The organism is Bradyrhizobium sp. Ses1 (assembly GCF_059512365.1).
This window is the reverse complement of sequence record NZ_JCAMOQ010000028.1, coordinates 1-23,790: the sequence shown is the minus strand read 5'-3', so window position 1 is coordinate 23,790 and position 23,790 is coordinate 1. Positions and strand designations below refer to the sequence as shown.

Below are 23,790 nucleotides of genomic sequence, written 5' to 3'. Positions count from 1 at the left end.
GGGCTCCCGTTGAGCGGGGCGCTCATACTAGTCGCGGCCGACCAAAGCTCTCATCTCATCGAGGTCCTGAAAAACGTCAGCCTGACGACGCAACTCGTCAGCGACCATGGACGGATGACTCTTGATGGTGGATACCACTGTCACGCGCACGCCACGGCGCTGTACGGCTTCGACCAGCGCGTGACGCGCTGCCTGCCGGTCACCGATAGGCGTCAGTAGCGGCCGCTGGCTAGACAGTGCCGCAGTTCTGATAGATGTGCTTGATCTCAAGGAAGTCGATCAGCCCATCGTAACCGTGCAGCCGGCCTAGTCCGCTGCGGCGGTATCCACCGGTTTCCGCTTCGGCAAACAGCCTGTTATGGTCGTTAATCCACACCGTGCCATTGCGCAAAGCGCGTGCGACGCGCATCGCGCGCGCGCCATCGTGGGTCCAGACGCTGGCAGAGAGGCCGTATTCGCTGTGATTGGCGCGGACAACCGCCTCCTGCTCATCCTCGAACCTCTCCAGAACGACAAACGGGCCGAAGATCTCCTCCTGCACGAAGAATCCCGAAGTATCGCGATGCGCAACCAGCGTCGGCGTCAGAAAGAATCCCTTGGCCAGATCTCCGTTCGGCCGTCCGCCACGCAGGACAACCTCGTCCGCTGCAGCCATCGCATCGTCGATCCTGTGCGAGACTGCGGCAAGCGACGCCGCATCGATCAACGGACCCATGTTCGTCTCTGCCGACAGGCCGGAGCCGATTTTCAGGTTTGTGAGAGAGGACCGCAGCGCTGCCTTCATCTCCTCATAACGCGACGCATGTACCAGAACACGCCGCGCCGCCGTACATTGCTGTCCGGAGATGATGGTCGCAGCGGCAGCGAGCTTTGGTGCCACGGTCGCGATATCTGCATCTTCAAAGACGAGACAGGCCGACTTCCCGCCGAGCTCAAGCGACAGTTTCTTCATGGTCGGCGCAGCCGCAGCCATGATGCGTTGCCCGGTCGCGTTCGAGCCGGTAAAGCTGAGCACGTCGACTTCGGGCGAAGTGACGAGATATTCCGCCACCTCGTGCCCCTGCTCGTTGACGAGATTGACGACGCCGGCAGGAAGCTGCTCGACGTCGCTAAGGCACTTGATGATCTCGGCAGTAACCAATGCCGTCTGCGGCGCGGGCTTGATCACCGCCGTGCACCCGGCGGCAAGGGCCGGCGTCAATGCGCGGATAAGCAACACCGCGGGTGCGTTCCACGGGATGATCAGGCCGGCGACGCCTGCCGGCTCTTTCAGCATCGTGGAGAACGTACCCGGTTCGACCTCGAGAACGTGTCCGGGGATATGACGCGTCAATCCCGCGTAGTAACGTATCTCCGAGACGCTGCCCTCGATCTCGCCGCGCGACTGCGCAAGCGGCTTTCCGTTCTCCAGCGTGAGAAGGCGCGCCAGTTCCGCGCCGCGCTGCTCCATCCGGTCCGCCCATCTCAGCATGACCAGCTGGCGAAGCCGCGGATTCTGCGACCAGCCCGCGCGCTCGAAAGCGCCGCGTGCGGCCGATACCGCCGCTTCCGCGTCTTTCTTTCCGCCGGCCTCGACGCGGCCGACCACCGCCTGATTGGAAGGATCAATGCTCGGCACCGTTTTACCGGAGGATGCCGGTTGCCAGACGCCGTCGATCAGATTGAGAGCATGAAGAGACATAATATCCGAACCTAACTTTCGATCGTGGCGACGCGGCCCGACCACGCCGCCACTAGTCCTCACTTGAAGTCGCCCTTGGTCTCCGGGATCACGATTGCCCCGATCAGGTAGATCGCGAAGACCGCAACCGAGAAGATCGCGAGCGATGTCGGAATCTGCGCGGCGCCGGCACTCACCAGCGACACGAAGGTCGGCATCATGCCGCCGAGCGCAAAGCCGATGTTCCAGGACAGCCCTGTACCACTGGCGCGCACAGCCGTCGGGAAGCGCTCGTTCAGGAAGATCAGCACCGGTGCATAGCCGGCATTGCCGATGAAGGCGATCGCCAGCGCATAGAGCGTGATCTGCGTGATGTCCTTCGCTGCGGCAAGGCCCAGATAGCACAGCGGAAGCAGCACGATGGCGCCTGCCCCGACCAGGAGAAAGGTCTTCTTCCGCCCGATCTTGTCGCTCAGCGATCCGATCAGAACCGCCGAGAAGAACGACGAGACGCTGGCGCCCATCAGGATCAGCGACGAGGTCTGGTTCGGGACCGCGTTGATGATCTTCAAGAAGCTCGGAAGATATCCGGAGGTCAGATAATAGCCCGCTCCGCCGCCGAACGTGATCAGGATATTGAGCAGCAGGATCCTGCGGTACTCTCCTGAAAAAATCTCTTTAACCGGAGCCTTGGACGCCTCTGCCTTACGTGTTTTCTGCTGCCGCTTCAGTTCCTTGAAGTAAGGCGATTCCTCGAGGTTCTTGAAGATGAACCAGCCGAGCAAAGAGCTCAGCAGGCCGGAGAAGAACATCACGCGCCAGCCCCACTCCGCGAAGGCTTCACCGGGAAAGATCGAGGAGGTGATCAGGAACACGAACGACGCCAGCAACGCGCCGATCCCGGCGCCGCCGCCACCCACCAGGCCGGACATCGCCCCGCGCCAATTTGCCGGCACAGATTCCGTGCCGATGGTATGGGTCGACGCCACCACTCCGCCGACGAAGACGCCCTGCACCAGGCGCAGGATCAGGAAGATGATTGGCGCGATCACGCCGACCTGGGCGATCGTCGGCAGCAAGCCGAAGGCAGCCGTGCTGATGCCGACACCGAAAATTGCGACCAGCATGGCGCGCTTGCGTCCGTGCACATCGGCATAATGGCCGAAGACGGCCGAGCCGAGCGGGCGCATCAGGAGCGTGACGGCGAACGATCCATACACTGCGGCCAGCGACAGCGCCGTATTGCTCGATGGAAAGAACAATGCGCCGACGACCGGCGCGACATAGAGCAGAATGAACAAATCAAAAAGATCGAGCGCCCAGCCGAGCACCGAGGCAATGATCGCGTTGACCATCTGTCGATTGTCTGCCGACGTCCGCACATTCGCGACGGACACGTCCATCTCAGCCATATTTCCCTCCCCGTCGAAGATTGCCGCGGCGGCTGACCGCCGTCCGCGGCGTTGTTAGTCGTCTTCCTTGTCGTCAGCGCCCGACGAACTTGGGCGGACGCTTGGCGTTGAAGGCTTCGACGCCTTCCTTGAAGTCCTCGGACTGACGTAGCCGGCTGTAGCAATGGCCCTCGAGCTCGATCGCGATCGTGAGCGTCGAGTCTTCGGTGTCGTTCAGGAGCTTCTTCGCGGTACGCTGCGCCAAAGGCGAGAAGGTGCGCAGCTCGTCGACCAGCCGGTCCGTCGCCTTCTCAAGCTCGGCGTCCGGCACGCATTCGGTCGCAATCCCCCACTCCAGCGCCTGCTTCGCCGAGATCCGCTTGGAGCGCATCACGATGTCCTTGGTGCGGGTGATACCGACCATTTTCTGCAGACGTGCCGATCCTCCCGATCCCGGGATCTGTCCGAGCTTCTGCTCCGGCAAGGCGTATTGCGTGGTTTCGGAAGCGATGCGGAAGTCGCAGGCGAGCGACAGCTCGAATCCGACGCCGAAGCAATAGCCGCGATTGGCGACAATCACCGGCTTGGCGCAACGTGCGGGCGCCGCGATATTCCAGGCCAGTTTTGATACGTGCTCCGGGCTCGCTTCCATGAAGCCGCCGATATTGCCGCCACTGGAGAAATGGTCGCCCTCGCCCCGCAACACGATGACGCGAACACGCGGATCTTCGTCGAGCGTCTCGAAGGTCAGCCGTAGCTGATCGCGCTGCGGCATCGAGACGACGTTATAGGGCGGCCGGCCGAGTATGATGTCGGCGCGCTCATGCGCCTCGTCGATCTCGACCTTGAACCCATCGAGCTTGGCGAGACGGGGATCGGCAAAGGTGTACGGGGATGGCATGTGGTTTTCCTTTCGTTGGTGTCGTGTGATCAGGCCGCATCCGAGGGCGGCAGGCGCTCGGCTTCGTATTCTCCTGCGACGAGCAGACGCCGGAGAAGTTTACCGACCGGCGATTTTGGAATGGCATCGACAAAGACGTAGCGTCGCGGGCGCTTGAAATTGGCAAGACCGGAGGTACGGCAGAACTGCTCGAGCTCCGCCTCGGAGACCGATCGGTTGCGCTTGACGAAGGCGGCGACGATCTTGCCCCATTTCTCGTCGGCGAGACCGACGACTGCCACTTCAGAGACAGCGGGATGCAGCGAGAGGCAGCTTTCGATTTCCACCGGCGACACATTCTCGCCGCCGGTGATGATCATGTCATCGACGCGGCCGGTCACGAACAGGTCGCCGTCGGAATCGATGAACCCAGTATCTCCGGTAAAATACCAGCCCTCGCGCAGCGCCTTGGCATCGGCCTCGGGCCGCCGCCAGTAGCCTTCGAATGCTTCGTCGCCGGCGAGCGAGGCGATGATCTCGCCCTCTTCGCCCGGTGCGGCAAGTTCGGCAATCGAACGAGCGTTGATCCGTACCACCCTGATGTGCTGGTTGATGCCGGCCTTGCCGGCCGAGCCGGGCTTGGCCGGCGCGTTCTGATCGATCGTGAAGGTGTAGATCTCGGAGCTGCCGTAATGATTGACGAACAGGTCCGGCTTGAACACTTCGCTCAACTTCTTGAGCAATCCATCCGTCATCGAGGCGCCGGCAAAGCCGAGTTTTCGCACGCTCGATACGTCGGTCGCCGAGAACGCCTCGTGGTGAACGAGATCGTGGTAGAGCGTTGGCACCAGATAAAGATTGCTGATCTTCTCGCTCTCGATAAGGGCCAGCGCCTGGCGGCTGTCATAGCGCGGCAGGCAAATGAAGGTGCCGCCGATCAGCGACATCGCGAGCAAGGAGCGCACACCCATGGTGTGATAGAGCGGCATCACGCCGAGCGTACGCTCGTTGCGGCCATAGAGGTTTTGCGCGACATGCGCGATTGCCGCCGCGCGCTCGGCACGATGGTGGCGCGGCACGCCCTTTGGTCGCGATGTCGTGCCCGAAGTGTAGAGCATGATCGACCATGCATCGGCGCCGACCCGAGGCTGGGCATCAGGAGCGTCGCCTTCCACCATGTCCGCGAAAGCCAGATCTCCGTCGGCATTCATACCGACCGCAATGCGTTGCAAGCCGGCCGCGCGCGTAGAATTTCTCACGGCGTCGGCGGAGACATCCTGATAGAAGACCGCGCAGGCCTCCGCATTCTCGATGCAGAAATCGAGCTCGTCGGCCTTAGCACGCCAGTTGATCGGCGTGATGACCAGCCCCGCAAACTGGCAAGCCCAGTGCAGGGTCGCAGCCTCCCAGCGGTTCTGCAGCACGGTGACGACGTGATCGCCGGGCTTCAGCCCGATGCGATCGAACGATGCTACGAGCGCCGAGATCTTGCCGTACCACTGGCGATAGGTGAGGCGAAGCTCGCCGTCGACGATTGCAAGCGCATCCGGATCACGCGCGACGCTTGCAATAAAACTGCTGCCGAGATCAAGCATCTGACTTCTCTTGGGTGGTGGTGGTGGCGAGCTCGGCGGCCGCTTCCAGCGCCGCCTTTACGATCGGGGTGTAGCCGGTGCAGCGGCAGAGATGGCCGCTCAGGAGATCGCGGATATCGGCTTCGCTTGGCGCCGGATGCCGGCGCAGATAATGGTCGAGCGACATCAGGATGCCGGCGGTACAGAAGCCGCATTGCAAGGCGTGGTTGCGGCGGAACGCTTGTTGCAGGATGCCGAGCCGGTCGGGCGACGGAGCAAGCCCCTCGACCGTCTGAATCTCGCAGCCATCCACCTGTGCCGCCAGTGTCAGGCAGGAGCGCGTGAGCATGCCGTCAACAATGACCGTGCAGGCACCGCAAACCCCATGCTCGCAGCCGACATGCGTTCCGGTTGCGCCAATCTGCTGGCGCAGGAAGTCGGACAGCAGCATGCGCGGCTCGGCTTCGGCTTCAACCGGCCTGCCGTTCAGCTTGAAGCGAACCGGATGACGGCCATCGGCGCTGAGACGGGTCATTGCAGCACCTCGCGGACCAGATCGCGGCCGATGATCCGCACCAGATCGCGGCGATAGCGCGCGGTCGCGTGCACGTCATCGCGCGCGTCGAGCTCATAGGCAAAACCGTTCAGCGCATCGTCGAGCGCACTTCCATCCAGGCGCGGCCAGTCCCGCGCCTGCGGAACATCGGCGACACCGCCAACGGCAAAGCGGACACCTTTCGAGGTCGCAACCGCCGCGCAGGCCACGATGGCGAAATCACCATGACGGCGGGCGACTTCGCGGAACGCGCATCGCTCGCCGGCCCGAGCGGGAAACGATACGGCTTCAATGAGTTCGTCTTCCGCCCGCGCAGTGGCCATCATGCCAAGAAAGAACTCGGTCGCTGCAACCCGTCGGCGCCGTCGCGCATTGCGCAGATGCACCTCGCCGCCGAGGGCGATCAGCGCGAGCGGCATCTCGGCGCTCGGGTCGGCATGTGCGAGCGAGCCGCAGATGGTGCCGCGGCTGCGCGTCTGGACATGGCCGACCCAGGGCAACGCCCGCGCAAGAAGCGGCTGAGTCCGCGCCAATTCCGGCCATGCGAGCAAGGCGGCCTGGCGCACGCCGGCGCCGATCGTCACCACTCCAGCCTGTTCTTCGATGCGATTGAGCTCCTTCAGCCGCATGATGTCGATCAGGAGTCTCGGCTTGGCGAGGCGCATATTGAGCATCGCCATCAGCGACTGGCCGCCGGCGAGCACGCGGGCATTGCCGCCCTCTTTCGAAAGTCCCTCGAGGACTTCGTTGACGGATTCGGGGCGGACATAGTCGAAGGCGGCTGGTTTCATCGTCGCCCTCCAAACAGGCTCGCAAGCTTGGCGAGCAGCGCAAACATCGAGATGCCACTTGCAGGCGCCCCGCCGCCGGCCTGGCGCGCAAGTGCCGCAAAGAACTGTCCGATGATCACGCGCGTGGCGCCGTCGAGCAGGCGGCCGCCGATGCTCGCGACCTTGCCGCCGATCGCTGCGTCATAGCTGTAGCTGAGCTGTGTGCCGCCTTTGCCGTCGGGCTCGAGCGTGATGCGACCTTCGGCGTTTCCGAAACCGAGTGCCCCCTCCGCTTTTCCGCGCAGCGTGACTGCGCGAGGCGGGTCGAGATCAAACAATTGGACGTCAGCACGATAACGTCCGCTGACAGGACCGATGCCGAGCGTCACGTCGGCGCGGAAATGCGTGTCGGAAACCTTGTGGACCTGCTCGCATCCGGGGATCACAGCCTGCAGCGTCTGGGGATCGAGCAGCATCGTCCACACCTGCTCCGGCGCCCCGTTGACGGACGCACGGCCCTCGCCGCGCAGCCGGCGGTCTCCTTCGCGTGCAGGCGCCGCCTTCGATTGTCCCGTCGGCGGTTCGGGCTCCGGACCACGCACCAAATCGGCGAGCTTCGCCGGCACCAGCGGCAGCGTGACGTCGGCAAGGCCCAGCGCGTCGGCAACGGCATTGGCGATGCACGCCGGCGTCGACATGCAGTTGCCTTCGCCGACGCCCTTTGCCCCGAGCGGGGTGAAGGGCGACGGTGTCTCTATATGGATAATCTGCGGCTCGGGGACTTCGGTCGTCGTCGGCAGCAAATAGTCCGCAAACGTTCCGGTCAGAAAGCTGCCGTCCGCCGCATAAGCATATTCTTCATAGAGCGCCGCCCCGAGCGCTTGCGTAAAGCCGCCGCGGATCTGCCCGTTCACCATGCCCGGATGCAGGATGGTGCCGCAATCGTGCATGGTCACGTAGCGATCGATACGGGTCTCAAACGTCGTGCGGTCGATCTCGACGCCGCAAAAATCGAAGATGAAGCCGTGGCAGAGCGAGGAATTGATGCGATCCTGATCGTCCGGCGGGGTCAGCTCCGGCGGCGTCCAGAACACGGTTTCGCGGATGGTCTGGCCGGCATCATCAGGCAATGAGCCCGGCGACCAATGACAGAGCGCCGCGACCCTGGAAAAAGCGATGCGGTTCTCCGGATTGCGCTTCGACGCCACGAAGCCGCCGGCGAACATGATATCTGCCGGCTCAACATTCAGCTGGCTCGCAGCGATGCGCGCAAGACGGACCGCGATCCGCTCAGCCGCCAACTTCGCGGTCCCGGCTACGGCGGCCGCAAACCGGCTCGCATAGTTTCCGGAGGCGATCGACCAGGCATCCTTGGCGGTATCGATCTCCGTATTGACGCGAACGTCCTGCGGCTTGAGGCCGAACACATCGGCCACCACCTGCGACAGCACCGTGCGATGACCCTGCCCTTGCGGCACGGATGCGACATGGACCGTGACACCCCCGACGGGATCAAGCGCAACCGTTGCGGTTGCCTGCGCGCCATTCTTCGGTCCGGCCTTGCGACGTTCCGCTGCCGTAAGCACCGTCGTGATATAGCCCATGTTGGAGACGCTGGGCTCAACGACAGCCGTAAAGCCGATGCCATAAAGGCGGCCTTGCGCGCGCGCCTCATCGCGTCGCGCCTTGAGTTCCGCGAGTTGGCCCTGCTCGACAGCTCTGGCGATCGCCTCCTGATAGTTTCCGGAGTCCAGCAGCGCACCGGTCGCCGTGCGATAAGGAAAGGCGTTCGCCGGAACGAGATTGCGCCGGATCACGTCGAGCGGATCAAGGCGCAGCCCGATCGCAATCCGCTGCATCAGGCGCTCGAGCGCGAAGTAGACTTGCGGTCCGCCAAAGCCGCGGTTGAGGCCGGTCGGCGTCTTGTTGGTGACGACCACGCGGTTGCGCACCTTCACATGGCGGATGTCGTAGGCGCCAGTGAGATTGCCATGCATGCGGTAGAGCGTTGCGGGTTCGGGTGCGCGCAGGTGGGCGCCGCAATCCTCGACCTGGTCCCAATCGAGCGCGAGGATCCTGCCGTCCGCGGTGACCGCGGCTGAAAGCGTCGTGGCGCGGTTGGTCGCCGAGACCGAGGCCGTCAGGTGCTCAAGGCGGTCTTCGATCCACTTCACGGGGCGCCCGACAGCGCGAGAGGCCGCGCTGATCAAAACGATATAGGGAAAGACGCCCTGCTTGACGCCAAAGCTGCCGCCGGAATCCGGTGGCGTGCGCAGCCGCACCCGATTGCCCGGCACCTTCAGCGCACGCGAGATCACGGTATGAATGCTGAAAGGACCCTGGAAATTGGCGAGGATGTCATAGGCATTCTCAGCCGCATCGTAGGTGGCGACGACGCCATAGGTTTCGATCGGCGTGCAGGAATTGCGCGGATAACGGATGTCGATTGAAAACCGATGCGTTGCTTCGGCAAATGCCTGCTCGGGATTGCCATAGGAAAAACTGCGGTCGCTGGCGAGATTGCCGGGAAAACCATCGTGCAGGACAGGCGCATCGGCAGCGAGCGCCGCCAACGGATCGACCACCGCAGCGCGCGGCCGGTACTCGACGTTAATCAGTTCGATCGCATCTTCCGCCCGGGCGCGATCGCTCGCGACGACCACGGCCACGGGCTCGCCGACATAGCGAACCCGCTCGGTCGCAATCGGCCAGCATTCCACCGGCGCCTTCACGCCAACGACGAGGCTCGACGTCAGCGCCTTGACCTGCTCGCCGGTGAGGACAGCGGCGACGCCCGGCGCATGCCGCGCCGCCTCAGCGTCAACAGAGACAATATCGGCATGGGCATGTGGGGAGCGCAGGATGGCAGCATGCAGAGTCCCCGGTGGAGTGCCGAGATCGTCGATGAAGCGCCCGCGCCCGGTGAGCAGCGCGGCATCCTCGACGCGTTCGATCGAACGGCCGACCCAAGGCCGGTCTTCAGCCGTATTCTGATCGACCGATGATGCGGACTGAACCGCGGCCTCCGCCATTCCGACGCTCCTCTTCATCGCGCTCTCTGACGCGACGTGGAGCAGTTGTCAGAATGTCAGCCATGCGGGCCATACCGCCCGATCTCACGACCTACCAAATCGTCTCATTTCGGAGTGTGCGCCGCAATATCAACTTGCAAGCCGTGAGACGTTGCGAAATTCGCGCGGGCCGACTCCGGCGTGATCGCGGAAGAAGCGGGTGAAATGCGCCGGCTCCGGAAAGCCGAAGCGCTCACTGAGATCAGTGACCGACGTATCCTGGTGGATCACGGCATCAAGCGCCCGCTCCATCCGCACGACGTTCAGATAGATCTTGGGCGAAACCCCGAGCGAGGATTCAAACAGGCGGAAGAACTGCGCCCGCGACAGCCCTGCGCCCTTCGCGAACTGATCGACATTGGCGTGGGCTCCCTCCTGCGCGCGAATCACTTCCGTCGCGCGCCGGATCCGCCAGTCGCACGACATCGCGTTCATGCCGCGGATGGAATTGGGAAAGCTCCGCCACGGTGTGAAGCGTTCGATCACCGCGATCATCAGGTCCGAGAGGGTCTGCTCATGGGCACGGACGCAGTCCGGATGCGACATCATGTCGGTGGCAAGATGCATCGTGAGTTGCCGGATCCGCGGCGAGACCTCCCCGGACGGCTGATCGAAGAAACCCGGCGCGCCGCTCGCGGCCCATCCGGGCCGGAACTCCTTCAACCATTCAGGTTCAATATAAAGCGCCAGAATGAGGGTTCGCGGCCGCGCGGGATCGTGAACATAGGCGTGCGGCTTCCAGCCGTCGACGAGCACGGCGCATGTGTCGGTCAGCGGATAGACCCTATCTCCCACCAGGAACTGTGTATCGGCGCCTTCGACCTTCAGCAGGACATGGCAATGCGGATGCGCATGGCGCACCAGCGAACGATCCATATCCAGCAGCGCGACCCTGCCGAAGGCGCCATGAGCGATGCGCAGAGCTGTCGACATCAAGGCCTCCCTTCAGACGTCGTTGTTGCTTCCTTTCCCGTCAGCACAAGTCGAATGATCTGTCAATCCGAGAGGCAGCCACGGCACGCCATCATCGTTGCGGAGCAACATCGCGCGCAGCGAGCGCACGCTCGCGTAATTGCGTCAGCGTTGCAGTGGGCGTAATCGCTTCCGGATCGATCCTGAGCTCCAGTATGGCGGGTTTGCTTTTTTCATCGGCGAAGGCCCGGGCCCGCGCAAATGCTGCGGGAAAGGCATCGGTTTCCAGCACAAGTTCACCATAGCCGCCAAAGGCCCGCGCGAGCGCTGCGAAATCCGGATTGTCCAGCGCCGTCGCATGTACCCGTCCGGGATATTCCTTCTCCTGGTGCATGCGGATCGAGCCGTACATGCTGTTGTTGATGATGATCGCGATGACGCCGAGCCCATGTCGCGCCGCCGTGGCGAGCTCGTTCACGCTCATCAGAAAGCAGCCGTCGCCCGCAAAGCAGACAGCAGTGCGCTCGGGATGCGCCAGCTTGGCGGCGATTGCCGCCGGCAGGCCATAACCCATCGATCCGGAGGTCGGCGCAAGCTGGGTCCTGAAGCCGCCATAACGGTGAAATTTGTGCACCCAGATGGCATAGTTGCCGGCACCATTCGAGATGATCGCGTCCGCGGGGAGCACCTCGCGCAAATGCAGCATCACTGCGCCCAGATCAACCGGGCCCGGCATTGATCCCGGCGTCTGGTCGGAGACGAATTCGGCATGGCCTGCCGCAACCCAGGCCTTCCGCACCACGCCCCTGCTTGCCTGCGATCCGTCGGACGGTCGCAGTCGCGCGACGGCCGCGGCAAACTCCGGCATGCCAGCGTTGACCAGGAGATCGGCTTGATAGACACGGCCGAGCTCGTTCGGATCGGCATGCACGTGAACGAAGCGCTGCGACGGCCGGGGCACTTCGAACAAGGTGTATCCGGACGTCGTCGTCTCGCCGAGCCGTCCGCCGATGGCGATGATGAGATCAGCGCTGCGAATGCGCCGGACCAATGCTGCACTCGGTCCAAGCCCGGCGTGGCCGATGTAGTTTGGATGGCGGTTATCCAAGATATCCTGCCGCCGGAAGCCCGCGACAACGGGCAGATCGAACAGCTCGATGAAGGTCTTGAGGTCCTCGCAGGCTCGCGCGTTCCACCCGCCGCCGCCGACAATAACAAGCGGCCGCTCCGCATCCGCTACCATCTCGACGAGCCGCGAGAGCTGATCAGCACTCGGATGCGCCGCAGCCCGCCGATACGGCCTGGCATCCGCAGCCACGACCTTCTCGGCCAGCATATCCTCCGGCAGCGAGACCACGACCGGACCCGGGCGTCCCGAGACCGCGACATGAAAAGCGCGGCTGACCAATTCCGGAATGCGCTCGGCGCGGTCGATCTCCACGACCCACTTCGCCATGCCGCCGAACATCTGGCGGAAATCGACTTCCTGCCACGCTTCGCGTCCCCGCATGCCGCGGGCAACCTGCCCGATGAACAGGATCATCGGCGTCGAATCCTGCGAAGCCGTATGCACGCCGATCGCGGCGTGGCTTGCGCCGGGCCCTCGTGTCACGAAGCAGATACCGGGCTGCCCGGTCAGCTTTCCATAGGCCTCGGCCATGTGAGCCGCGCCAGCCTCATGACGCGTCACGACGGTCCGGATCGCGTTGCCGTCACCGGCCAGCGCATCGATTGCGGCCAGAAAGCTTTCCCCCGGCAGGCAGAATACCGTGTCGACGCCGTGGATCTTCAGCGTATCGATGAGGATTTCGCCACCGCTGCGCGGGCCTGAGGTCGTCAACATCGATCGTTGCTCACCCGACGATTGCTTGATGACAGAAAGCTGGCCATCGATCATGCCCTTCGTTTCCAGGGAATGAGACGATGTTCGATCTCATCGAGCACGATCGAGAACAGGAATCCGAGCACCGCGATCACGAGAAGCCCGACATACATCGTATCGACCGTCAGCACCTGCCAGGCGTTCCAGATCATGTAGCCGACGCCGTCATTGGCGGCGACCATCTCGGAAATCGCGATCAGGATCAGCCCCATGCCGACCGCCAGTTTGACACCGGCCATGATCGAAGGCAACGCTCCGGGCAAGGCGATGGTCCGAAACACCTGCCACCGGTTGGCCCGGTAATTATGCCCGACATCGAGATAGATCTTGTCGATGTTGGCGACGCCGACCACCGTATTGATGATGATCGGGTAGAACGCGCCCAGCGCGACCATGACCACCTTCGACATTTCGCCGAGACCGAAGATCAAGAGCACCAGCGGGAGGATGGCGCTCTTCGGGATCGGATAGGTGGCCGAGATCAAGGGATCGATCGCCGCACGCAGCGGCCGCGATATGCCCATAGCAAGACCAAGGAACAACGCAGGCACGCCGCCGAGCAGCATGCCGAGCGCGAGGCGTTTGAGACTTGCGAGGACATTGGCGCCAAGCTCGCCGGAAGCGACCAACGCGGCAAACTGATGAACGATGGCCGATGGCGGCGGAAAGAAGCGCGCATCGAGAAGCCCAAATCGGGCCGCGAGCTCCCAGAGGCCCAACAGCACGATGGGCGTGAGGACACCGACTACCCTGTCACGGCCTTTGACCTCGGCGCTCATACCTTCTCTCCTTCCGCGTTTTGACGCGCGCGCTGTACCTCCTCGCGCAATTGCTCCCAGATATGGAACACGAGATCGCCATAGGAAGGTTTTTGCCGGAGTTCCAGCACATTCCGCGGACGCGGAAACGGCACATCGAGCACGGCCTTGGCGCGCCCGGGATTGGCGGTCATGATCATGATGCGGTCACCAAGCGTGACTGCTTCGTCCACGCTGTGGGTGATGAACACGACAGTCTTCTTGGTCGCTTCCCAGATCCGCAGCAATTCCTCATGAAGCAGCAGCTTGTTCTGCTCGTCCAGCGCCGAGAACGGTTCGTCCATGAACAGGATTTCCGGATCATTGGCGAAGGCTCGCACGATCGACACACGCTGACGCATGCCACCCGATAGCTGGTTGGGATAGCGGTCGCGAAACCGCCACAGGCCGATCCGCTCGAGCCACGTGCGGACCGTGTCGGACACCTGCGCCTCAGGGACGCGCCGCATACGCAGGCCGTAGGCGGCATTATCGAACACCGTCATCCAGGGGAACAGCGAGTCGCCCTGGAAGATCATGGAATTGACCGGGCGTTTCTCATCGGTCCTGTTGACGGCGACGGTGCCTGAACTCTGAGTATCGAGCCCGGCAAGGATGCGCAGCAGTGTGGTCTTGCCACAGCCGCTCGGGCCGACGATCACGAAAAACTGCCCTTGCGGAATATCGATGGTGATGCCGTCGAGGGCTACGAAACCCGACGATCCGAAATATTTGCTGACACCCGAAAGGGACAGTTGCGGCGTCGACGGCACCAGTTCCGGCCGCCCCTGCTTATTCAACACGTTCGCAATAGCCATGACGTATCCTTCTTTGCCGTCAGTTTTCGACAGGCTTGTAGGGGCCGAGCTTCTGCACCGCCTTGTCAGCAAACGAGGCGTCGACAACGTCCTCGACCTTGCCCGGCCGCTCCAGATAGCCGTTGTCGGCAAAGAACTTCAGATCGTCCGCCATGCTCTTCACGTTAACCTTGCCATCCGGATCAATCCCGTTCGGCACCATCTTCTTAAACAGCTCCGGATCCTTCAGGCCGGTGCTTTTCATGATGGTCTGAATCACCTGGTCGACGCCCTTGCCCGTGAATTTTCCGCCAGCGGTGGCATCGTTGTAGATGCGCGCCGCCTTGAGGTAGGCGACCATGAACCGCTCGGCGACGGCCGGACGCTTGGCGATGAAGTCACCGCCATAGAGCAGCACGGCAACCTGCTGATCCGGATAGCCATCCGCCACGAACTTCACGGCGACGCCGCTATTGATCGCCTGCGTGACCGACGGCTCCGTCGTGATCGCCGCGTCGATTGCACCGGTGGTGAAGGCTGCGATCTGCTGGGGATAGTTGATATAGTTGTGCGTAACGTCCTTGTAGGTCAGCCCTGCACCACCAAGGATGTGGCTGAGCTTTGCATTGGTCGCGGCTCCCGGACCAACCTCGCCGAATTTCATTCCTTTCAGGTCTGCAACGGTCTTGACGGTGCCGTTGTCGACCAGCGCCTTGCGGACGAGCAGCGGCATGTAATCGTAAGAGCGTGGCGTCGAGCCCTTATCGGCTACAACCTTCACATTGATGCCGCGCGCCACCGCATTGTAGAGCCCTGCGGAAGATGCGCCTGCGCCAACGTCGATCTGGCCCGCACCCAGTGGCGCAATCATCTTCGGTCCGGAATCGAAGCTGACCAGGGTGACGTTGAGATTCTGTTCGGCAAAGAACCCGCGTTCGGCGGCAAGGTGAAAGACAACATCGCTGACCACGTTGTTGATGGCGACCTTGACGTCATCGGCCGCTTTCGCCCACGTGGGCACCAAGCCCGATGACGCCACAGCACTGAAAACCAAACTCGCACGGATCATCCTAGAGAGCATCAATCACCTCCCAATGTTACCTGCGACCGCTCTCTTGCGGGCGCGCTGCGTTGTTAACGTGTTCGGATCAGCCCCTTGCCTATCGCGCTCGTGCAAGAACGCGGGAGAAGGCGGCATTCGGATCTTTTTGCAAGACCGTCGCGAGGTCGACCTCTTCTTCGCCCTTGACATGGATGCGCTTGAAATCGAGCTCGGGCGCATCGACCGGCACGGTCGCGTCGAGCCCCATCTTGGCGCTGATCCCTTTATCGGTTGTCGGATCGAGCTTGGAGCCGAGCGCGCCGGACACGACCAGGAGATCGCGGTCGGCCTGGAAGCGGGTGGCGACCGCCCATTCGATCTCCTCGGAATCACCGATGTCGACATCCTTGTCGACGACTATGACCTGCTTGATGTCATAGTGAGCGCCGAAGGCAGCCATGATGATGTTCTTCGGCTCGCCGTCGGCAATCTTGTCGATCTTGACGGCAAGATGGTAGCGGCAGGTGCCGCCCCGGGTGAGACGTACATCGAGCACGTTCGGGAAACTGCGCCGCAGATGCTGCACCAGCGTCGCCTCGCGCGGTACGCCGCCGAGAATGAGATGCTCGTAACCACCGCCGACGATGGTATGGTAGATTGGCTGAGCGCGGTGAGTGACCATGTCGACCTCGATCACCTCGCGATCCGCACGCGGCCCGTAGTACTGGGGAAATTCGCCGAACGGCCCCTCTGGCTCCCGCACGCGGGGAAGAATTCGTCCCTCGATCACGATCTCCGCATGGGCGGGAACGCGGACCGAGTTGGTCTTGCATTTCACGACATCGACGGGGTGACCGAGCAGCGCGCCGGCAATCGCCATCTCGTCCTCGTCCAGCGCAGCAATCGCCTGCGACGCCAAGAGCAGGGCCGGATGAACCCCAATCACGATGGCGATTTCGAGTGCCTCACCAGCTTCCTCAGCCATGCGGAAATAGGACAGCGTGTGCCGTGGCAACAACAGAACGCCGATCCGGTTCGGACCGCTGATCTGGCAGCGATGGATCGAGACGTTCTGAATGCCATTGCGCGGATTGCGCGCGATCAACAGCCCCGCCGTGATGTAGGGGCCGCTGTCGCGCTCGTTATGTTTCGGGATCGGGAGCTGCCGGAGGAGATCGACCTCGTTGTGGACAACCTCCTGCACCGGCCCGCTTGCCACTTCACGGCTCGGCAGCGGATTGCGCGCCGCCGCGAGGAAACGCGTCAGCAATTGCTCCTCGCCGACGCCGATGGAATCGGCGACCCAGTCGCGAGCCGCGAACAGATTTGAGACCACCGGAATGTCGTGCCCGCCGGGCTTTGGAAACAACACCGCGCGGTCACGCTCCAGCCCTTTCGAAACGGCAGCGAGCTCATCGGCAAGCCCTACTCCCTCGCGAGCAACCGCGAGTTTGCCGCGCTCGGCGAGGTGAGCGAGCCATGATCGCAAGTCTTTCGGCGCCTCCGCCGCAGCGGCTCTGGCCAGGTTCTCGGTCCGCATATGGCGATCCTTTCCGTGGTCTTCTTCAAGCATAGGGAGCAATTTTTCGCGGCGAACGACGCTTCAACGCCTCGTCCTCGCCCCAGCGGCGCACCACGCCGATGTCGATGTCGAACAGGTCGAGCACGCGCCCGACCGTATGCTCGACCATGTCGTCCAGGCTGTCGGGCTTGGCATAGAACGCCGGCACCGGCGGCGCGATGATCGCTCCCATCTCTGAAAGCGCGGTCATGGTACGCAGATGGCCGGTGTGCAGCGGCGTCTCGCGCACCATCAACACCAGCCGGCGACGCTCCTTGAGCACAACGTCGGCGGCCCTGGTCAGGAGCGTGGTGGTGACGCCGGACGCGATCTCCGACATTGATCGCATCGAACAGGGCGCGATGATCATGCCCGCCGTGCGGAACGAGCCACTGGAGATCGAAGCCGCCATGTCGTCGATGGCGTGGCTGAAATCGGCCAGCACCTTCACCTCGGCGATCTTCAGGTCGGTTTCATAGGCGAAGGTCTGCTCCGCCGTCTTCGACATCACCAGGTGCGTTTCGACACCGGCGTTGCGGAGCAATTGCAGCAAGCGCACGCCGTAGACGACGCCGGAGGCTCCGGAGATGCCGATAATCAGCCGTGAGGGCGTCCGATCATGCATGACGTTTCGCTTCTGCTCCCTGCTGCCGCGACGCAAGTGACGCCAGGCGTCGCGGCCATCGAAATGAATGTTGTTTGCCTGGGCGGTGCGGGTGCCCCGATTTCGGGCTGCAGGCGCGTCAAGCTGTTTGAACGGACAGTAGAGGCAAGCTAAGATCAGTACAAATAATGATTGATGATAAACTCAATCATCCAAAATGATGCCTAGCGGCAGCCTACAGCACCGGCGCGTCGTCGAGGACAGGAAGGAAAAAACCAATGGAACTCAGGCAGATGCAATACTTCCTTTGCCTGGCGGAAGAGAGGAACGTGACCCGCGCAGCCCGCCAGCTCAACATCGTACAGCCGGCACTCAGCATGCAGATCGCCAAACTTGAGGCCGAGCTTGGCCAAAAGCTGTTCGAGCGGAGCATCAACGGAATGACGCTGACGGTCGCCGGCGAAGCGTTCTCCCGGCTCGTGTTTCCCATCGTGCGCGACGTCGAATATGCCAAGCAGGAAATGGCGCGGCTCAACGGCCGTATTTCCGGCCGGGTGTCGGTCGGACTGATTACCTCGGTGGCGCAGAGCACGATGGCGAGTTCGTCCGCAACCGTTGCGCATCTCTATCCGGAAATCACGCTCTCGGCCTGCGAGGGATACACGGAAACCTTGACCGACTGGGTGAATTCCGGGCAACTCGACTTTGCGCTGATCAACGTGCCGCGCCGGCGGGTTTCGCTCGCCACGCACCATGTAATGGACGAAGAGATGGTGTTCGCCTGCCGAAAGGATGCGCCGATCAAGCCACCGACGAACCTGCGTTTCGGGCATCTCGCCGAGTTCGACCTGGTCATGCCATCGAAACGGCACGGCCTGCGCATGATCCTCGAGGAGCACGCCACCACGGCCGGCATCGAATTGAAGCCGAGGCTGGAGCTCGACACCCTACCCGCGGTGTGCGACGTGATCGCCACCACCAATCTCGTGACCGTGCTGCCCACGATTGCACTTCAACAGTCGCTTGCGGACGGCAGGGTGAGAGCGCACCGCTTTGCCGAACCGCGCATCGTCCGATCGATCGCCTGGGTTCATCATCCGCGCCGAATGGTGTCCGCCGCTGCCAGAGCCGTGCTGGACATCATTCGCCACGACCTGCTCGAGGCCGCGACATCGGCAAGCAACTATGTGCAGCCGGCTTCCGGAGATACGGCGAGGCGCCGGGCTATACGGCGCGCCAAGTCGCGGTAGCCATCCTGCCGGCAATCATCAGAAGCTATCGCGGTCATCATCTCTAATTATTTGCGGTGATGACGAGACGCATCCTATGAGAAGCGGGGGTCACGCAACCAAGGACGCTTTCTCATGACCGGCGATCTTCGCCGCTCCTCACCGCGCGCGCAAGCCTGGGGTGCCGGCAGCGGAACAAGCCGCGAGGCTCGCTTGCGTCAGCGTTTGCCCACGCTGGATGACATCGAGCGCCGCGCCCGTCGCCGCATCCCGCGCTTTGCCTTCGATTTTCTCGAGGGCGGAACGGGTGACGATCTGAACACCCGGCGCAATCGACTGGCGCTCGATGCGGTGGAGCTGGTCCCCCGCTACGGCAAGCCTGGTCCCGTTAGCACTGAGGTTGAGCTGTTCGGCGTCCGTTGCGCGGCGCCGATCGGCATCTCTCCTGTGGGAGTCGACGGCATTATCTGGCCCGGCGCCACGCGGATGTTCGCAAGCGCAGCCGGCAAGGCAAGGATTCCTTACATTGCCGGCACGCTCGCCACCGCCACGATCGAGGATGTCGCCGAGCTTGCCGGTCCCTATGCCTGGTTTCAGCTCTACGGACTGCCGGCCGACGACCACGCCGTCACCTTCGATCTGATCAAGCGGGCAGGCGCGGCTGGCGTGCGGGTGCTGGCGGCGACGCTGGATGCGCCGGTTCGCTCCAAGCGTCCTCGTGATCTGCGCAACGGCCTGGTGGTCCCATTCCGTCCCACGCCAAGAACCATCCTGGACGTGGCTCTGTCGCCGCCGTGGCTGCTTGCGCTCGCCACGGCGGGCACGCCGGCCTTTCGCAACATGGAGCGTTACGTCGAAAAACCGGCGACGCTGGCGAACACCGCCGGCTTTGTACAGAGCCAGATCAAGGGCACGTTTTCCTGGGATGTCATCAAGCGGATGCGGGATGCCTGGTCAGGCGCGCTGATCGTGAAAGGTGTCATGCATCCCGAGGATGCCGAACAGGCGCTTGCAGCGGGAGTGGATGGCATCCTGGTCTCCAATCACGGAGGTCGCCAGTTCGATGCTGCGCCTGCTGCGATCGACGTCCTGCCCGCTATCGCTGCAAGGGTCGGGACCAGAGCCACCATCCTGTTCGACAGCGGCATACGATCGGGCCTTGACGTCGCGCGCGCTATCGCGCTCGGCGCCAGCGGTACATTTGCGGGGCGCGCATTCCTGCTCGGGCTCGGCGGACTCGGGGAAAGAGGCGCAGCCTATGTCGCCGGACTCTTGAAGGAAGAGCTGGAGACCGCGATGGGACAGCTCGGCGCGGCATCGCTCGACGCGCTCGCGCAACTCACACGCCGCCACCGCGGCGCCTTTGACTTTACCTGACTGAAGGGGAGACGGCGTTGTGCACATCATCGCGACGGGAGACATGCTGACGAACGACCTTGGCGACCGACTGCGCGCCATTCTTGGGCCCCAAGGCCTGGCCGAGCCGAATGCTGAGTTCGAGCGCTATTGTGTTTCTTTCGACGGCGCGTTCCGGGGACCCGCGCAATATATCGCGCGCCCCTCCTCCACCGCCCAAGTTTCTGCCGTTGTGACCGCATGCCGAAAGGCAGGCATTTCGATGGTACCTCAGGGGGGCAACACCGGCCTGGCGGGCGGTGCTCAGCCAATCGATCCCCACAGCGTGATCATTTCGCTGGAGCGGATGCGCGCCCTGCGCGCGGTCGACGCGCAGAACGACACCATTACTGTCGAGGCAGGGATGACGCTCGCGGAGGTGCAGAGACATGCAGCCGATGTCAACCGGCTGTTTCCGCTCAGCCTCGCCTCCGAAGGATCCTGCCAGATCGGCGGCAACCTTTCGACCAACGCGGGAGGAACGCAGGTCCTGCGCTACGGCAACATGCGCGCTCTGACGCTCGGGCTCGAAGTCGTACTTCCCGACGGCAGCATGTGGAGCGGGCTGCGGGGCTTGCGCAAGGACTCGACCGGCTATGATCTCAAACAACTCTTTATCGGAGCCGAGGGCACGCTCGGCATCATCACGGCCGCCACACTGCGGCTGTTTTCGAGACCGCGAGACATCGTCACGGCTTTCGTTGCTGTCCCGACGCCGGCGGCGGCACTTGATCTCCTCCACCTTGCCCGCAGCCACGTCGGCGAGAGCCTGAGCGCGTTTGAGCTGATGCGGCGCGAATGCATGAAGTGGGTCTTGGTGGCATTGCAGGGACAGACTTCACCCTTTGCCGAGGAACATCCATGGTATGTGCTCATCGAGGCTGCCGGCCGGGGCGAGCCGGGTTCGCTGCGTGATCCGCTCGAGCAATTGCTGTCCGAGGCGCTGGAAAAAGGCCTGGTGATCGACGGCGTGCTTGCGGATTCGGAGGCGCAGCGCCGCCGTCTCTGGGCCCTTCGCGAAGGCCAGGCCGAAGCACAGAAAGCGGGTGGCGCCGGCATCAAGCACGACGTCTCGGTCCCGGTGTCGCAGGTGCCTGAGTTCATCGCCCGTGCCGACGCTGCGCTGGCGGACGCAATCCCGGGCATCCGTCCCTTTGCGTTCGGCCATCTCGGCGACGGCAATATTCATTATAATCCGATGCCGCCGCTGGGCATTAGCTCCAGTCAGTTCAATGAACGTCGGAGCGAAATCAACCGGATTGTGCACGACATCGTCGCCGATCTCGGCGGTTCGATCAGCGCAGAACACGGCGTGGGCCAACTCCGTCGATCGGAGATGCTCCGCTACAAATCACCAGCAGAGCTGAACGCGCTGAGGCTCCTGAAGCAAGCCTTCGATCCCCACAATCTCATGAATCCCGGCAAAGTCATCGCCTAAGCCTGCCGACGCGACGCTTGGCTTTCCGTTTGCTCGATCGATCCATATCGATGCGAATGAAGTCGCCGCGATAGATCACTTCGCCGAGGTAAATGACGCGATCGCTAGCGGTGTTGAAGACCCGCCGCACCTCCGCGACCGGAGAACCAAGCGGAATTTCAAGAAGCTTGGATGCTTCGAGATCGGCTGTACCGATACTCCGACAACACGATTACGAACTGGCTGCAGCAATCCACCGATTTCTTCATGGCGAACGCCGGCATCAAGGATTTCACCCCGGCCAACAAATATTTCGACCCGAGCCTTTACCTCAAGACGATTGCGTAGATGGCCACTAGCCCAAGCTTGCTCGAGGCCGGTGGGTCGCGGCGGAGCTGACGGTTAATAACGACCGCCATTGCTCTTTTGTTGCGTGAGCCATTCCGACAACGTTCTTGGTGTCGATCCTGAAGTCTTGCGATCTAATTGGCTTCGTGATGCCTTGGGAACGTTCCGGATACCCTTCTCCGAAGGTTTTCGCAAAAGCTCTGCAGACTGCGTCTCTATGGCGGCCTCCGAAGCAGCGGCTAATCGCGCGGCAGCCTCCTTTTCGAGGCGCAGTTTTTTCAATCGCGCCATCTTGTCGCGCTCTGCTTCTGCTTCGGCGCTGTCCGACAAAAGCGTCTTTTGGTGCACGATCTCAGCCGAGACCAGGACCCCGATGACAGTTCCTTCGCCAAGAGCCTTGCAGGCTTCGAACCGATGCAGTCCCTCGACCAGAACGAACCGGCCTTCGTCGGGCCGAACGAGAATGGGGACTTGTTGTCCGATTTCTAAAATACTTTCCGCGATTTCTTGAACGAGCTCAGGCTTGAGTGCTTTCTTCCTCTTCACGGGAATGTAAATCTTGTCGATTGGGAAGCTTTCCGGCTTGGACATAGCTTCTACTCCGCAGTGACTGAGCTCAATTACCGAACCACCTGGCGGCGGTGGCAAGATTTTAGGGATGAAGCGCTCTACCGCCAAGGCAATTTCCGCGCGTCCCTCGCGCGACACCGGTCGGACGACCGCCCCTTTTTTGAGTCCAGTTTCCTATCGGCTGAGGAATCAAAACTGGTAGTGCCACGAACGAGAAGGCCCTGCTTCTAATTTGATTGGCCGATCGCATCCTTACGCTTGCGAAACTCGACCGCGTGATCGCACGCGGCGATCTCAGAGCAAGGAAAACACGGCCACTCGGTGGTGGTGATGAGAAGCGAGATCGCGCGCTACATCGAGCAATGGCCTGACGTGAAACCACGCACTGAAGGGGTACGCAGTGATTGAGGTTTCAGCCGACTTAAACAGCGAGGGCGAGCGCTTTTCGAGTTTCTGAGGTTCGACTTCGTCAACGCAATCGATCTTCGGATATTTCGAACCGGTAAGCCATTATTTTACTGATGTTTTTTGACCTGGCTGGGGCGGGAGGGATCGAACCTCCGAATGGCGGAATCAAAATCAGTTTGATTATTCAATGATTTCAAGGTGCATTTGGAAAAAATGTCGAAAACGGCCTCTAATGATATCGATAGCTTGGCAGCCGTTTCCAAATGAAAAAGCTCGCCACCCATAGCCATGCAAGCGCAGCGTTCGGTCACGGTTCGTCCCTTTGCGGGCATACAGGCGTAGTCGGCGCCAAGTCGTAGCGGCAGGTTACGTTCGTAGCGAGATTATCCGATTCCCCCCCGCTCAGGCCTGGCTCAACTCCGGCGCACGCCGGGACTTCAAGACCCGCGTCCCTAGCGCTTCCGGGACAGGCTGCCTCGACGCAAATGTGGCGACTATCCGTCTTCACAAACCTCACATGATTACGCGGCGGCGTAGAGTGGACGGCGGAGCAATGGAGCGCTCCGCTCAGCCGAGCCCGCCGTTGATGCACCGGCCGATGGTCGGGGACGACTGGGCGGGGCCGCCGTAACCCTCCATAGGCACGGACGAGGCATCGGCCCTCCGCCCAACCCCAGACGGCCCTCTGAGCGGCCTCCCGAGGCCGCTGAGCGCGTATGCCGGCGCCCATGGCGACGGCTAATCACTCTTCGAGCGGCTCGGCTACCATCTCTCGGTCGGGGGAAGTACGATTGCGGGGCGCAAATGGCGATTGGGCGTGCTGCGTCATGACGTACAAGCCGGAGGCAAGGCCAAACATGGATCGCAGGAAATTTATAAAGAGAGCCTCGGGACTGATTATTGCGGGTCCCTGCGTTATTCGTCCA

General features: G+C 62.4%; 20 protein-coding genes and 1 pseudogene. 4 read left to right on the top strand and 17 right to left on the bottom strand.

The features are described from left to right. Positions 1 to 30 precede the first annotated feature (30 nt). The 15 genes and pseudogenes from AC5ZG5_RS27520 to AC5ZG5_RS27450 form a co-directional block, all read right to left on the bottom strand. Positions 31 to 180: pseudogene (locus AC5ZG5_RS27520) on the bottom strand (LabA-like NYN domain-containing protein); the annotation flags it as partial. A gap of 49 nt (positions 181 to 229) precedes the next feature. After that, a complete protein-coding gene (locus tag AC5ZG5_RS27515) occupies positions 230 to 1,681 on the bottom strand; it encodes an aldehyde dehydrogenase family protein (RefSeq protein ID WP_456646415.1) in 1,452 nt (483 codons plus the stop codon). A 59-nt stretch (positions 1,682 to 1,740) separates the two neighbouring features. Next, on the bottom strand, positions 1,741 to 3,072 hold the full coding sequence (locus AC5ZG5_RS27510; RefSeq protein WP_456646416.1) for an MFS transporter: 1,332 nt from the start codon (positions 3,070 to 3,072) through the stop codon (positions 1,741 to 1,743). Positions 3,073 to 3,145: 73 nt separating this feature from the next. After that, entirely contained in the window at positions 3,146 to 3,952 is an 807-nt protein-coding gene (locus tag AC5ZG5_RS27505; RefSeq protein WP_028165737.1) for an enoyl-CoA hydratase/isomerase family protein, read from the bottom strand. A gap of 29 nt (positions 3,953 to 3,981) precedes the next feature. Next, a complete protein-coding gene (locus AC5ZG5_RS27500) occupies positions 3,982 to 5,526 on the bottom strand; it encodes an AMP-binding protein (protein ID WP_456646417.1) in 1,545 nt (514 codons plus the stop codon). Then, positions 5,519 to 6,040, bottom strand: coding sequence for a (2Fe-2S)-binding protein (locus AC5ZG5_RS27495; protein WP_456646418.1), 522 nt, complete (start codon positions 6,038 to 6,040; stop codon positions 5,519 to 5,521). Before AC5ZG5_RS27495 ends, AC5ZG5_RS27500 begins: the two co-directional genes overlap by 8 nt. Beyond that, entirely contained in the window at positions 6,037 to 6,852 is an 816-nt protein-coding gene (locus AC5ZG5_RS27490) for an FAD binding domain-containing protein (protein ID WP_456646419.1), read from the bottom strand. Before AC5ZG5_RS27490 ends, AC5ZG5_RS27495 begins: the two co-directional genes overlap by 4 nt. Next, on the bottom strand, positions 6,849 to 9,863 hold the full coding sequence (locus AC5ZG5_RS27485; protein ID WP_456646428.1) for a xanthine dehydrogenase family protein molybdopterin-binding subunit: 3,015 nt from the start codon (positions 9,861 to 9,863) through the stop codon (positions 6,849 to 6,851). The genes AC5ZG5_RS27490 and AC5ZG5_RS27485 overlap by 4 nt, the downstream gene beginning before the upstream one ends. Before the next feature lie 129 nt (positions 9,864 to 9,992). Continuing rightward, a complete protein-coding gene (locus tag AC5ZG5_RS27480; RefSeq protein ID WP_028165742.1) occupies positions 9,993 to 10,835 on the bottom strand; it encodes an AraC family transcriptional regulator in 843 nt (280 codons plus the stop codon). Positions 10,836 to 10,926: 91 nt separating this feature from the next. After that, the gene (locus tag AC5ZG5_RS27475; RefSeq protein ID WP_456646429.1) at positions 10,927 to 12,657 is read right to left on the bottom strand and encodes a thiamine pyrophosphate-binding protein; all 1,731 of its coding nucleotides are present in this window, start codon (positions 12,655 to 12,657) and stop codon (positions 10,927 to 10,929) included. Positions 12,658 to 12,707: 50 nt separating this feature from the next. Further along, positions 12,708 to 13,475, bottom strand: a complete 768-nt coding sequence (locus tag AC5ZG5_RS27470; RefSeq protein ID WP_028165744.1) for an ABC transporter permease — start codon at positions 13,473 to 13,475, stop codon at positions 12,708 to 12,710. Beyond that, positions 13,472 to 14,311, bottom strand: coding sequence for an ABC transporter ATP-binding protein (locus tag AC5ZG5_RS27465; protein ID WP_456646420.1), 840 nt, complete (start codon positions 14,309 to 14,311; stop codon positions 13,472 to 13,474). Before AC5ZG5_RS27465 ends, AC5ZG5_RS27470 begins: the two co-directional genes overlap by 4 nt. A 19-nt stretch (positions 14,312 to 14,330) precedes the next feature. Continuing rightward, positions 14,331 to 15,371 carry an ABC transporter substrate-binding protein gene (locus tag AC5ZG5_RS27460; RefSeq protein ID WP_496138693.1) on the bottom strand — a complete coding sequence of 347 codons (1,041 nt, stop codon included), beginning with the start codon at positions 15,369 to 15,371 and terminating at the stop codon, positions 14,331 to 14,333. A 79-nt stretch (positions 15,372 to 15,450) separates the two neighbouring features. Continuing rightward, the gene (locus AC5ZG5_RS27455; RefSeq protein ID WP_456646421.1) at positions 15,451 to 16,872 is read right to left on the bottom strand and encodes a UbiD family decarboxylase; all 1,422 of its coding nucleotides are present in this window, start codon (positions 16,870 to 16,872) and stop codon (positions 15,451 to 15,453) included. A gap of 25 nt (positions 16,873 to 16,897) precedes the next feature. Further along, a complete protein-coding gene (locus AC5ZG5_RS27450) occupies positions 16,898 to 17,518 on the bottom strand; it encodes a UbiX family flavin prenyltransferase (RefSeq protein ID WP_456646422.1) in 621 nt (206 codons plus the stop codon). Between the two features lie 257 nt (positions 17,519 to 17,775). On the opposite strand from AC5ZG5_RS27450, the gene AC5ZG5_RS27445 reads away from it, so the two are divergent. From AC5ZG5_RS27445 to AC5ZG5_RS27435, 3 genes are all read left to right on the top strand, one after another. Continuing rightward, a complete protein-coding gene (locus AC5ZG5_RS27445) occupies positions 17,776 to 18,747 on the top strand; it encodes a LysR family transcriptional regulator (RefSeq protein ID WP_456646423.1) in 972 nt (323 codons plus the stop codon). A gap of 114 nt (positions 18,748 to 18,861) precedes the next feature. Continuing rightward, positions 18,862 to 20,103 (top strand): alpha-hydroxy acid oxidase, encoded by a 1,242-nt coding sequence (locus AC5ZG5_RS27440; protein ID WP_456646424.1) that lies wholly within the window; start codon positions 18,862 to 18,864, stop codon positions 20,101 to 20,103. A 19-nt stretch (positions 20,104 to 20,122) separates the two neighbouring features. Further along, on the top strand, positions 20,123 to 21,559 hold the full coding sequence (locus AC5ZG5_RS27435) for an FAD-binding oxidoreductase (protein ID WP_456646425.1): 1,437 nt from the start codon (positions 20,123 to 20,125) through the stop codon (positions 21,557 to 21,559). On the opposite strand, the gene AC5ZG5_RS27430 is transcribed toward AC5ZG5_RS27435, so the two are convergent. Next, positions 21,549 to 21,716 carry a hypothetical protein gene (locus AC5ZG5_RS27430; RefSeq protein ID WP_456671283.1) on the bottom strand — a complete coding sequence of 56 codons (168 nt, stop codon included), beginning with the start codon at positions 21,714 to 21,716 and terminating at the stop codon, positions 21,549 to 21,551. The two genes, AC5ZG5_RS27435 and AC5ZG5_RS27430, sit on opposite strands and share 11 nt — an antisense overlap. Positions 21,717 to 21,730: 14 nt before the next feature. On the opposite strand from AC5ZG5_RS27430, the gene AC5ZG5_RS27425 reads away from it, so the two are divergent. Further along, positions 21,731 to 21,886: a hypothetical protein gene (locus tag AC5ZG5_RS27425; protein ID WP_245474622.1), complete on the top strand. Its 156-nt coding sequence runs from the start codon at positions 21,731 to 21,733 to the stop codon at positions 21,884 to 21,886. 54 nt (positions 21,887 to 21,940) lie between these two features. Here the strand turns inward: AC5ZG5_RS27425 and AC5ZG5_RS27420 are convergent, their stop codons facing one another. Continuing rightward, positions 21,941 to 22,477, bottom strand: a complete 537-nt coding sequence (locus tag AC5ZG5_RS27420) for a ParB N-terminal domain-containing protein (RefSeq protein ID WP_456646426.1) — start codon at positions 22,475 to 22,477, stop codon at positions 21,941 to 21,943. Positions 22,478 to 23,790 lie beyond the last annotated feature (1,313 nt).

What these genes read in the sequence shown, in the direction of transcription:
- AC5ZG5_RS27515 (WP_456646415.1), bottom strand. Translation starts at nt 1,681, where the DNA reads ATGTCTCTTCATGCTCTCAATCTGATCGACGGCGTCTGGCAACCGGCA.
- AC5ZG5_RS27510 (WP_456646416.1), bottom strand. Translation starts at nt 3,072, where the DNA reads ATGGCTGAGATGGACGTGTCCGTCGCGAATGTGCGGACGTCGGCAGAC.
- AC5ZG5_RS27505 (WP_028165737.1), bottom strand. Translation starts at nt 3,952, where the DNA reads ATGCCATCCCCGTACACCTTTGCCGATCCCCGTCTCGCCAAGCTCGAT.
- AC5ZG5_RS27500 (WP_456646417.1), bottom strand. Translation starts at nt 5,526, where the DNA reads ATGCTTGATCTCGGCAGCAGTTTTATTGCAAGCGTCGCGCGTGATCCG.
- AC5ZG5_RS27495 (WP_456646418.1), bottom strand. Translation starts at nt 6,040, where the DNA reads ATGACCCGTCTCAGCGCCGATGGCCGTCATCCGGTTCGCTTCAAGCTG.
- AC5ZG5_RS27490 (WP_456646419.1), bottom strand. Translation starts at nt 6,852, where the DNA reads ATGAAACCAGCCGCCTTCGACTATGTCCGCCCCGAATCCGTCAACGAA.
- AC5ZG5_RS27485 (WP_456646428.1), bottom strand. Translation starts at nt 9,863, where the DNA reads ATGGCGGAGGCCGCGGTTCAGTCCGCATCATCGGTCGATCAGAATACG.
- AC5ZG5_RS27480 (WP_028165742.1), bottom strand. Translation starts at nt 10,835, where the DNA reads ATGTCGACAGCTCTGCGCATCGCTCATGGCGCCTTCGGCAGGGTCGCG.
- AC5ZG5_RS27475 (WP_456646429.1), bottom strand. Translation starts at nt 12,657, where the DNA reads ATGTTGACGACCTCAGGCCCGCGCAGCGGTGGCGAAATCCTCATCGAT.
- AC5ZG5_RS27470 (WP_028165744.1), bottom strand. Translation starts at nt 13,475, where the DNA reads ATGAGCGCCGAGGTCAAAGGCCGTGACAGGGTAGTCGGTGTCCTCACG.
- AC5ZG5_RS27465 (WP_456646420.1), bottom strand. Translation starts at nt 14,311, where the DNA reads ATGGCTATTGCGAACGTGTTGAATAAGCAGGGGCGGCCGGAACTGGTG.
- AC5ZG5_RS27460 (WP_496138693.1), bottom strand. Translation starts at nt 15,371, where the DNA reads ATGCTCTCTAGGATGATCCGTGCGAGTTTGGTTTTCAGTGCTGTGGCG.
- AC5ZG5_RS27455 (WP_456646421.1), bottom strand. Translation starts at nt 16,872, where the DNA reads ATGCGGACCGAGAACCTGGCCAGAGCCGCTGCGGCGGAGGCGCCGAAA.
- AC5ZG5_RS27450 (WP_456646422.1), bottom strand. Translation starts at nt 17,518, where the DNA reads ATGCATGATCGGACGCCCTCACGGCTGATTATCGGCATCTCCGGAGCC.
- AC5ZG5_RS27445 (WP_456646423.1), top strand. Translation starts at nt 17,776, where the DNA reads ATGGAACTCAGGCAGATGCAATACTTCCTTTGCCTGGCGGAAGAGAGG.
- AC5ZG5_RS27440 (WP_456646424.1), top strand. Translation starts at nt 18,862, where the DNA reads ATGACCGGCGATCTTCGCCGCTCCTCACCGCGCGCGCAAGCCTGGGGT.
- AC5ZG5_RS27425 (WP_245474622.1), top strand. Translation starts at nt 21,731, where the DNA reads ATGCTTCGAGATCGGCTGTACCGATACTCCGACAACACGATTACGAAC.
- AC5ZG5_RS27420 (WP_456646426.1), bottom strand. Translation starts at nt 22,477, where the DNA reads ATGTCCAAGCCGGAAAGCTTCCCAATCGACAAGATTTACATTCCCGTG.